This is a genomic window from Thermostichus sp. OS-CIW-29 (assembly GCF_054058195.1).
The window spans coordinates 1-2,100 of record NZ_JBSSAB010000068.1 but is presented as its reverse complement, the minus strand read 5'-3'; the positions used below and the strand labels follow the sequence as shown (position 1 = coordinate 2,100).

Sequence of the window (2,100 nt, the reverse complement as noted above, 5' to 3'; positions counted from 1 at the left end):
CTTCCATGTGCTGATGCTCATGAGGCCCAGCTACTTTACCCATAACTACGTCAAGCAGGAACGATGGGCCGAACTCTGGCAAGAGTGCGCCCGCCTCGACTACACCCCCGTCATCGATATCCGCACCGTCAAGGCACGCGGTGGAGACTCTGGGGAAAGTCCCCTGAAGCGGGCTGTCATGGAGACGCTCAAATACTCGGTGAAGCCGTCGGATCTGACCCTCAGCCGTGACTGGTTGGTGGAGTTGACTGCCCAAGTCTATAAGTTGAGGTTTGTCGCAAGCGGTGGGGTGCTCAAGGATGTCTTGCGTGAGAGCGAGGAGTCTGATGAGGATCTAATGCTGCTTGACGGGGATGGCCAAAGCGGTGATCCGGTGCTCCTCTTCGAGTGGAGAAGACAGGCTAAGCGCTATGTCGAGGCGGTGGACAAGCCCATTAGTGTGACCCATCCCAACTTGGAGGCCAGCTAACCCACCTGGATCCCCCACCGGCCCACCTAACTGCACTACGGCGGTGCGCATGCGCAGGCGTCAAGGGTGCGCAGCACCGCGCAGCGGCCATGGCCCTTGACGCCTGTGCTCCAGCACCGCCCATCTTGCTTGCAGGTGGGCCGGTGGGGGGGGACAGGTTCAGGTTCAGTGCTCAGTCACGGTTGACGCCGCCGTAGCCGGTTACGTGCCCTCTGGTAGAGCCGGCTGCGGGCCCGTCATAGCCGTCAGCGGGGCCTCTGGTAGAGCCGGCTGTGGGACCGGCGGCGTCAGCCGTGAGTGTGGAGGTGACCTTAAGGCCCACCCCCAAATTTGAACTTGAATTTGAACAAAATTGAATTTGAACTAATTTGAACTGAACAGGGTTGAACTTTGAACTGAACAAAATTGAATTTGAATTGAATTTGAACTTTCAACTTCAAATCCTTTGAACATCCCACTTCAAAGATTTTCAAAACCCCACTTCAAAGATTTTCAACTCAGTCCCCCACCCCGGCTGACGCCGCCGGATCCCTCAGGGGGCCACGGCGGCGTTGACGCCGCCGGATCCAGCAGGGGCTATGGCGGCGCAGCCGTGACTGACCACGATAGGGATCCCGCAGCGGCATACCTTTACTTGATAATAGAGGGGTATCTGGCGAGTATTCTTGCGGCGTGCCAGTGGGGGGAAAAGCCTTATGGGGCAAGCATTTGAGGCCACTCTATTGCGCTGCCGCCCTGTAGGTGCTAGTTTGGGCCCAAGAGTGACGCCGCCGTAGTCGCTATCGGGGCCTCTGGTAGAGCCGGCCGCGTGCCCTCTGGTAGACCAGTTGCCGGCGCCCAACTCAGCCCGTCGCGGGGCCTCTGGTAGACTGACTCGCGGGGCCTCTGGTAGGCCAGTCAGTGGTACCGGCGGCGTCACTCTTATAAGTAAGTAAAAGCGGCCAAGAGTGCCAGCTCCTGGCCGCCTAACCAAGCGATTTGTGAGACGTTTATGTCTAAAATCCTGCCACAATCGTGGACTAATAGTCTACGATCTGATAGCCCCAGGTACCTCACCGACTACAGCCCGCAAGACCGGCCGTGGGACATCCACCGTGCTCAGGCCCAGCAGGTGGAGGGCCTCTACCAGGAGACAGTTTATGACCGCCTAGCGGGCCGGATCCGGGGCTGTACGGGCTATCTCGGGTTTGGCTGGGAAGTTGACCCCGACACGGGTGAGGCCCGCCTCAAGCTCAAGCTAGCCCGCTTCTGTAGAGTCCGCCATTGCCCCGTCTGCCAGTGGAGAAGATCGTTGATGTGGAGAGCCCGCTTCCTGAAGGCCATACCATTGATAGAGGCCCGATATCCCACGTCGAGGTGGGTGCTCATGACCCTAACCGTCCGCAACTGCCCCCTTTCCGAGTTGCGCGACACCCTCAAGCACATGAATGAGTCTTGGCATAGGTTGCTCAAGCGGGTGGAGTTTGACAGCAATGTCCAGGGCTGGATCCGGACAACCGAAGTCACCCAGGGCCGTGATGGATCCGCGCACCCACACTTCCATGTGCTGATGCTCATGAGGCCCAGCTACTTTACCCATAACTACGTCAAGCAGGAACGATGGGCCGAACTCTGGCAAGAGTGCGCCCGCC

At 58.9% G+C, this 2,100-nt stretch carries 2 protein-coding genes; both read left to right on the top strand.

Features of this window, described 5'->3' with window-relative positions; all coding sequences use genetic code 11:
* Positions 1-469 (top strand): protein rep (locus ACVWZJ_RS14100; RefSeq protein WP_457396480.1); only part of this gene is annotated, 469 nt, incomplete at its 5' end.
* Between the two features lie 991 nt (positions 470-1,460).
* Positions 1,461-2,100, top strand: a 640-nt coding sequence (locus ACVWZJ_RS14095) for a protein rep (RefSeq protein ID WP_457396478.1), incomplete at its 3' end; no start/stop codon positions are given.